Genomic DNA, 8,978 nt, shown 5'->3' with positions numbered 1-8,978 from the left:
AAACACCAGGAAAAGTAGATGGAACAGTCGTTGTCCACTACCCAGATGGAACAAGCGAAGAAGTTCCAGTGAAAGTCAATGTCAAAGGACAAGCAGACACGTACAAACCAGAACCAACAGTCCAAACAGTGGACAATGGAGCAGTACCAGAAGCAAGAAACAGCATTGGCAATGTGGACAGCTTACCACCGAAAACAACGTTTGAATGGAAAGATGGCGCACCAAATACAGCCGTAGGACAACCAGGCGAAGTATCCGGAACAGTGATCGTTCGTTACCCAGATGGCACAAGCGAAGAAGTTGAAGTGAAGCTGACTGTCCGTCAAATAAATGCTAAAGGCACTCCAGAAACACAACCAGAAGCACCAGACTTCACAGGAGGTGTAAACGCACCGGATGCACCAATAAGTGAAGTGCCAGAATACACAGACCCAATTGGATCGACTGGTGTAGATGGAAATGGAAACCTCATCATACCACCAAGTGTAGATATTCCTGAGTTTATGGGTGGAACAAGTACACCGGATGCACCAACTCATGAGTTCTCAGAGTTTAATGGGAACATTGCTATAAATGGTGAACTTCCAGAACCAGCTCAATTACCAAAAGTTAAACTGATTATTACTAAATGGGTTGATGAAAACGGTAATGAGTTGAAACCAGCAGATGCGAAAACTCCTAAAGTATTAGGTGAGGAAAATGAAGCATTTGAACATGGTGAAATCGAAGGTTATGAATTTGTAAGAACTGAAGTAGATGAAAATGGAGAAGTAGTTACACATATCTTTAGAAAAGTTGCCTCTTCAGGAGTAACTCAAACAAATGATAATGTGAAACCTGAACAGACTCCAGATGCTCTTCATATTTCTACAAATGAAACACATGCTAAACCAGAAAAAGATGAAGTGAAACAGAAAGAAACTCAAACAACCTTGCCGAAAACTGGTACGGCAAATAGTTTAGGACTCTTATCTGTAGCAACAAGTTCAATTCTTTTTGGATTAGGCTTCTTCATTTTAAGTAAAAAAGAAGACGAAGAATGATCTTTGACGAAGTTAATGAATACAAGAATGTAAAATATATTCGGTGAATAGAAATATCCCCTAACGGTCAGTAATTGTTAGGGGATGTTGTATTATTAATTTTATTGTATTTCTTTCTCAACTACATAAGCTCCGAAAACTAAAAAGTGATAACCTCTTGATTTTTAAAAGGATTATATATGTAAAAATTGAGGATTTATCTCTTAAAAGAACTTGATTTCAGTGATAATTTACCATAAATATCATAATGTAGAAAAACCAGATCTTAAGATATAAGCTCGTAAAGCTAGCCAGTTCTCAAAACGTTAAGAACCAGCTACAATACAGCATTTACAACACTTCATGGTTCACACCATGGGGTGTTTTTTTGATGATTTTTAGTAAAATTCACACCATTACTTTTTAAGATTGCGATAAGCAATCTCTCCAACAGCCATTGGAATGACATTTGAAGTGTTGACATAAGTCTTAGTTACTTCTTTATCACTGTGAGTTAAAGCTTCTGAAATAGCTTCGAGTGAGAGTCCTGCTTGTTTTGCAAGTGTCGTTCCTGTATGTTGCAGTTTATGAGGTGTAACATGTGCTAGTTCTTTATATCGCTTTCTGATATTTTTCATTTTATTGTTTAGATGGTCAGCATGTAAAGGCTTGTTGATGTTTCCTTTTGTGTCGATATATGTAAAAACAAATTGTTCTGGATTACTGATGATGCCAAACTTTGCTAGTTCATATCTTTGTTGTTTTTTCCAAGAGGAAAGAACCTGAAGTAAGTCATTAGAAAAAGAGAAAATAGGATAGAATAAACTCTATTTCAGGAGAAAATGAAGCAAATATTTCCATAATAAAACGCATATGATCAAGGTTGTTCAGTAAAAGCTTGATAGTATACGTTTTATCCTAGAAATATTTACTGGATTTTCTTTTCAAACTGACTTTTTAAGAAGTTGCCTTATCAACAATTTTAAAGAAATTTTTGGAGCTATGTTGGACTGAAAGATATTGTGCTGATGATAATCTAAAAAATTATCATTTAACTTATCTTTGGAAAAACTGTAGAATTTCAAAAATTACTACAAATCTTGAATTTTACTTATCATTTCAATGATTTAAATTGCTTACATTTTATTTTGATATGTTTTACGGTAATCTCCAGGAGAAAGTCCAGTCCTTTGTTTAAAAATTTTAGTAAAGTAAGAATAATTATCATACCCTACTTGACAAGATACCTGTGATATCGAGATATTTGTTTGGGATAGGAGAGATTTAGCAGCATTAATGCGCTTATCCGTTATGTATTTAACAAGAGTTTCTCCAGTTTCTTTTTTAAAAATTCTAGCTAAATGATCTGCACTGAGATAAACCATATCTGCTAATATAGAACGATTTATATCTTCATAGTAGTGATGATCTATGTATTCGACGATGCGTTGAATACTATTTTTCTGGTTTTCAATGTTTGTTGCAAATTTCTTAGCATGTGACCAGTAATAATCAAAGTAATCCTGAAATGATTCAATTGAATGAAAGCGTCGTTGGAATAAGAAATCATGAGTGCTATTTTGGAATAATTTATGTGCTGAAATTCCATTTTGATCTAGATATATTCCTATTTGTTGAGTCCAATCTAGTAAAATTTGTTGTAGCGTGAAAGTAGGGATTTGAGAATTATAGACGAGTGAATTAATTTTTTCTCTTAATTCATATTCGCTTAAGCTATCTAAAAACGTAATTGAAAGAGTTTCTGTTTTGAAAGAAGTTGGGAAACTATGTGGAACACATATAATAGTATTCCAATAAGAGACATACTGTTCATTATAAGTGTAGAGTTCTTTGGTATGAAATAAAACATCGGATATTTTATGGCAACTCTTATATATAATGTTTGAGTATTTACTAAAGTTATTAGAAATTTGAGAATGAATCTCACATGCTAATTTGTCACTACGTTTTGATGAGTCTACTCTAAAAAGACAAACATATTGATCAACCTGGCTTTCCATCTTAAACAAACTTATCAGTTTATAAGAAGGTTGTGAAATTCTTTGAAGTTCTCTTTTTAGTTGAGAAGTCCATGATGGAGTTTCTATAGAATAATCTTCTTCATTAAGATTAATTGTTAAAACTGCAAGGAAAAAATACTGGTGTTTTTTAAGAATAAAATCTTGTTTGCTCGCTATGTTTTCTAGTTCATCAATGCGAGAAATTTGAGGTTTTCTAAGGTAATCATACCAGAAATTATCTTCTATTTGTAAAAGCGAATCATTTTTTCCATTTAAGTTATGATTCTCAATTTTACTAATGGCTTTTTGAATAATAAATTCTAATTTTTCAAAGTTAATGGGTTTTAGATAGTATTCGAAGCTTTGCAATTCAATTGCTTTTTGAGCATAGTTGAAGTCGGCGTAATTAGTTAAAAAAATTGTTTTTATATCATATTTTTCATTTCTAATCCAAGATAAGAGTTCGAGGCCGCTGCCTTGAGGCATTTCTATATCGCTTATCATGAGATTAATAGGATGCTCTCTAATAATATTTTGAGCTTGAGTGAGGCTATAGGCAACATAAACAATGTCAATGTGTAGTTTATCCCAATTTATTTTCTCTCGTAAAGCCTCAATGATAAAGCGATCGTCATCAACTAATAAAATGTTCATTATAACCTCCGTCTATAATCTTGTATGGAATGAGTAAAAGAATTTTAGCTCCACCTTCTTCATTATTTTCAAATGTAATAGTATAGTCGTTGGGATAGAGAAGATTTAAACGTTCGATGGTGTTTGTGATCCCGATATGATGTCCATCTTCTGTTATTAGAGACTGTTTCTGATTTAGTTTTGATAAAATTTCTTCAGAGAAACCTGGACCATTATCCTCGATACAAATCTGAATATAATCTGAGTTCTCAGTTTTTACTTTTTTTATCGATAGCAAAATTGTAAATAAATCCTGAAATGAAAAACCGTGTTTGATTGTGTTTTCAATAAATGTTTGTAACAGTAACGATGGAACAAGAGTATTTTGTAGGTCATCATTGTAGTCTAGTGAAAAGTAGATGCTATTTCCATATCGAATTCGTTGTATTTCTAAATAATCTCTAATATGCTGAACTTCATCTTTAAGTTCTGAAAAATCTTGATTAGCCATAAATAAATGACGGAGATAATTTGAAGTTAGGATAGTTAACTCTTCAATTTCCTTATAGTTTTTTGTTTGAAGCATACTATGAATCATTGATAACATATTTAAGTAGAAATGCGGACGAATTTGGTTCTTAAGATAATTAAGTTCTATCTTCTTAAGTTCTAGTTGTGAATGGTATTCCCGTATTTTTAATTCTTGCATGTCAAATATTACTTTATTAAGTTTATCATTTGCCTTATCAATTTCTAGTATACCTTCAGATATAAAAAATTCAGAAGGGGGGATGGAGCCCCCAAATTGAGAGAGCCGTTCAGTGAGTCTTGTTATAGGTTTAATCATCCACTGACGAATATACAGGATAATGATGATTGATAAAATTGTGATAATGATAGGAACGGCTGATAAAAATACTTCTAAGAGTGTGATATTTCTAAAGACTTCGGCATAATCGACTAAAACATAAATATCGAAAGGTAAATGCGTTTTTTCATTTTGGGCATGAATTAGGTAATTAGAGGACGGTATATTGTTAGGCTCTTTTAGGGAGAGTTTACCATTATTACCAATATTAAGTTTATTGAGAGGTTTTAGGATATCTTCTGAAGATATGACGGCATAAATGATTTTTCCTTCGTAATGAACAGATTTAACTAAGTATTCGCTGTTTTTAGTAGTTACATTTTTCCACTTACGGTCACTTATATCGCTACTTAGTGATTTTAGATATGTTTTTAACAGTAAATAATCTTCATATGGAATATAAAGATTGGAGACATTTATAAAATGATCAGTACTATCGGTTTCTAATAAGAATGTCATATGAGTTTCATTTTGATATTCAAACTCTGTAAAGCTAGTTTGAACTTTTTTAAGATTTTCTTGATACTCAAGAAACGTTTGTACATGATTTAATTTCTCTAAAGATTCATTATGCGTTATTGTTGAATACATAAACCTCTCTGCAGAATGTAATTTTTCATTAACAGAGTCAGCATAAATTTCAATTGAACTACGTAAGTGTACTATATTTTGGTTTTTAATAAAATTTCTGGTTATGTTACTCATAGCAATATTGATTAAAATATTTATCAATAGTAGTACAAGTAGGAGTTTAAAGAAAAAATGAATAGAATGTTTTTTTGATAACTCGCGATTTAATTTCATATACTAGCCTCGTATTTAAATTATATCACTTTGAAAATACGATATCATGTACAAAACAGATATGTTTTATCGAGATGTCGGAAAAGTAATAGTTCTTAGAAATGATAAACTGAAAAATTGATAAACCTAGTCCAAAAAGTTATATTAAGGGAATTCTATACGGTGTAAAATAATCGTAGAAAATCAGATAGGAGGAAAAAAATGAAAGTAGTATCTCAACTTCATAAAATAAAATTAAAGCATAGTATTCCGTTATATATATTGCTTTTTCCTTCAATATTGCTATTAATTTTGTTTTCCTATATTCCCATGTTGGGACTAATTATTGCATTTAAAGACTATTCACCAGCCAATGGGATATTTGCTAGTCAGTGGGTAGGATTTAAGTACTTTACTCAGTTTTTCTCATCATTCCAATTCGGGACAACTATGTTCAATACATTAAAAATTTCACTTTATAGTATTGTAGTAGGATTCCCCTTGCCTATTATACTAGCTATAATTAGTAATCAGTTAAGAGTTGGGAAATTTAGAAAAATATTTCAAGTGACAACTTACTTACCCCATTTTATCTCTACAATGGTTATGTGTGGGATGATTATATTATTTTTATCTCCTACTAGTGGTTTGTTAGCGAATGTATTTAAGTCTGTTGGAATTACTATTCCAGATTTTTTATCAAAACCTAGTAATTTTGCAGGTGTTTATGTTTGGAGTGATGTATGGCAACATATTGGTTGGGATAGTATTATTTATCTAGCAGCGCTTTCTGCAATTGATCCTACATATTATGAGGCTGCAACTATGGATGGTGCCTCTAGATTACAAAAAATTAGGCATATAGAATTACCATTACTTTTGCCAACTGCTATGATTTTACTAATATTAAGAGCAGGTAGTTTATTAAGTGTAGGTTTTGAGAAAGTGTTACTACTACAGAATCCACTTAATTTAGCAGGAAGTGAGATAATTTCGACCTATGTTTATAAAGTTGGTATGGTGAACTTTCAGTATAGTTATTCGACAGCTATAGGGTTATTTAACACCGTAGTCAATCTAATAATTTTGTTATCTGTTAACTGGTTCTCGAAAAGATATACTAGAACGGGTCTTTTTTAAAGGAAGGAGTGCTCAAGGTGAAATGGTTTCATAAATCAAGAAAAACAAACTCTGAATTATTATTTGATATAGTTACCTATGGTTTAGCAATTTTCCTTATCCTGTTAATTGTTTATCCGTTATGGTTTGTAGTGATTGCATCTTTTAGTAATCCTTCAGATGTTGCAAATGGAAAGGTATGGTTTATTCCTAGAGAATGGAAATTAGATGGATATTTACGTCTTATTCAACAACCTTTATTCTTACGTAGCTATCTAAATACCATTTTATATACTGTTGTTGGTACCTTAGTTGCTTTAGTAGTCAATATTCCAGCTGGTTATGCTTTATCTAGAAAAGAATTAGTTGGTAGAAAATGGATGAGTATTCTATACATAATCCCTATGTTCGTATCAGGTGGCTTGATTCCTACCTACTTAACAGTAAAGAATGTTGGCCTAATTGATACATTTTGGGTAATGGTAATACCTTTTGCGGTTTCATCATACAATATTATTGTTGCTAGAACTTTCTTTAATAATAGTATTCCAGACGGGATGTGGGAGGCTGCGCAAATTGATGGATGTGGTACAATTCGTTATTTTATTAAGATAGTCGTTCCTTTATCAAAAGCTATTATAGCAGTTATTGGACTTTGGACCGCAGTTGGTATTTGGAATTCGTGGTTTAATGCTTTAATTTATTTAACGAATGAAAATTTACAACCATTGCAATTAATTTTACGACGTTTACTAATTAGTAATCAAATGTTACAATCGCAAGCAACAGGAGAAGTTGCATCAGATCTTCGTATCAAAGCCGATATGATGAAATATGCAGCAATTGTTATTTCAACCGCTCCGATAATGTTGCTATATCCCTTTGTTCAAAAATATTTTAATCAAGGCGTAATGATTGGCGCGTTGAAAGAATAGGAGAAAAACATGAAAAATAAATCATTTACATATTTGTTCTTAGGAACAGTTACACTTGCTGGCTTAACAGCCTGTGCAAATTCTAATAATGCGAATAAGGATGATAAGTCTGGAGAAGATTCTTATAAAATCACAACTGTTCGTTGGTCTGACTGGGGGGAAGATTATCATAAAGGTTTTCTAACTGATTCTGCCAAAGAATCAGGTATCGATGTTAAATGGGATACACTTGTAGCTGCAGATTGGGCAGATAAGAAATCTGTGTTGGTTGCTAGTGGAGATTTACCAGATGCATTTTTAGGTTCAAATGCTTTTACAGATTCAGAAATTGCTCAGAACCAATCTTTATTTATTCCATTGGAAGATTTAATCAAAGAAAACATGCCAAATTTAACTAAGGCTATGGAGAAAGAACCTAAGATTAAAGCTATGATTACTTCACCAGATGGTCATATCTACAGTCTACCTAAAAAATTACCGATGCGTCCTACTGTAGCTAATCAGCTATTTATTAATAAAAAGTGGCTGGATAATTTAGGATTAAAGGTTCCAGAAACTTATGATGATTTAGTAAAAGTACTACAAGAATTTAAGGATAAAGATGCGAACGGAAATGGAGACGCTTCTGATGAAATTCCATTCGGAGCAGGAAACTTTGATCCAACATTCTCATATATTCTTCCGTTCAATAATCGTTTAGGGGCAGATAATACATATGAAATGTCTGTAAAAGATGGAAAACCAGTCTACCTTCGTACAGAAGAAAGTTATAAACAAGGGATTGCAGCAATGCACGAATCTTATAAAAAAGGTTTGATTGATCCGGAAATCTTTACAGAAGATACCTCTATGAGTGTAGCAAAACGTATGGATAAGGGAGTATCTAGAGTAGGTGTTTCTAGTGGTTGGACAGCAGATGCAACGTTTGGCTTACATTCAAGTGAGTATATTGCTCTACCTGCTTTAAAAGGTATGGATGGTAAACAATATGTCTTTTCTGATCCAGATCATTACAACTATGGTCGAAATGAAATTTTGATTACAAATAAGAGCAAAAACCCTGCTAAATTATTGAAATGGTTGGATAAATTATATACAGATGAAGCAAGTATTCAGAATTTCTATGGATCATTTGGAATAGCTACTGAAAAGAATGGTGATAAGTTTAAAGTGTTACCTCCTAAAGATGGTAAATCAGCTGATGAATGGGCATGGATTAATTCACTTCGAGATTTTGGTCCTAAATACGTAAGCGATGATATCAATAGTCGCGTAGAAATCGATCAAACACAAGGTGATGGATTGAAATTGAAGATGGACCAAGATTTGAAACAATTTGCGTTACCAGCTTACCCTAATGTGATTTATTCACAAGAAGAACTTAACAAATTATCATCAATCTATGTGAGTATTGAATCTTATGTCAAACAACAAGCATCTAAATGGGTAGTTGAAGGCGGCATAGAAAAAGAATGGGACTCATACAAAGAAACTCTTAAGAATATGGGATTGGACGAATTTATGAAGATTCAACAGGAAGCATATAATCGTTACCAAAAAGAAGTAAAAGAGTAATATTTTATATGAACTCTTGGTT

The 8,978-nt window shown here is 32.3% G+C and carries 6 protein-coding genes and 1 pseudogene; 4 read left to right on the top strand and 3 right to left on the bottom strand.

Annotated features, from left to right (window positions below):
* The coding region (locus tag M1G05_RS05905; RefSeq protein ID WP_247953342.1) for an SIALI-17 repeat-containing surface protein at positions 1 to 1,043 on the top strand (1,043 nt) is incomplete at its 5' end.
* Between the two features lie 395 nt (positions 1,044 to 1,438).
* Here M1G05_RS05905 and M1G05_RS05900 read toward each other — a convergent pair.
* From M1G05_RS05900 to M1G05_RS05890, 3 genes and pseudogenes are all read right to left on the bottom strand, one after another.
* Positions 1,439 to 1,804, bottom strand: a pseudogene (locus M1G05_RS05900) (tyrosine-type recombinase/integrase); the annotation flags it as partial.
* A gap of 354 nt (positions 1,805 to 2,158) precedes the next feature.
* Entirely contained in the window at positions 2,159 to 3,697 is a 1,539-nt protein-coding gene (locus M1G05_RS05895) for a response regulator transcription factor (RefSeq protein ID WP_084925873.1), read from the bottom strand.
* Positions 3,678 to 5,348, bottom strand: coding sequence for a sensor histidine kinase (locus M1G05_RS05890; protein WP_084925875.1), 1,671 nt, complete (start codon positions 5,346 to 5,348; stop codon positions 3,678 to 3,680). Before M1G05_RS05890 ends, M1G05_RS05895 begins: the two co-directional genes overlap by 20 nt.
* Before the next feature lie 201 nt (positions 5,349 to 5,549).
* Here M1G05_RS05890 and M1G05_RS05885 point away from each other — a divergent pair, with 201 nt between their 5' ends.
* From M1G05_RS05885 to M1G05_RS05875, 3 genes are read left to right on the top strand one after another with little or no spacing between them, the layout of a single operon-like run.
* Complete coding sequence (locus tag M1G05_RS05885) at positions 5,550 to 6,467, top strand: ABC transporter permease (protein ID WP_084925876.1); 918 nt, start codon at positions 5,550 to 5,552, stop codon at positions 6,465 to 6,467.
* A gap of 17 nt (positions 6,468 to 6,484) precedes the next feature.
* Positions 6,485 to 7,381 carry a carbohydrate ABC transporter permease gene (locus M1G05_RS05880; RefSeq protein WP_000870790.1) on the top strand — a complete coding sequence of 299 codons (897 nt, stop codon included), beginning with the start codon at positions 6,485 to 6,487 and terminating at the stop codon, positions 7,379 to 7,381.
* Positions 7,382 to 7,390: 9 nt separating this feature from the next.
* Entirely contained in the window at positions 7,391 to 8,956 is a 1,566-nt protein-coding gene (locus M1G05_RS05875; RefSeq protein WP_004256278.1) for a type 2 periplasmic-binding domain-containing protein, read from the top strand.
* The last annotated feature ends 22 nt before the right edge of the window (positions 8,957 to 8,978 follow it).

This window comes from Streptococcus mitis (assembly GCF_023109515.1).
Lineage (GTDB): Bacteria > Bacillota > Bacilli > Lactobacillales > Streptococcaceae > Streptococcus > Streptococcus mitis_CS.
Note: the sequence above shows the minus strand (reverse complement) of the source record. Positions and strands in the feature narration are given on the sequence as shown.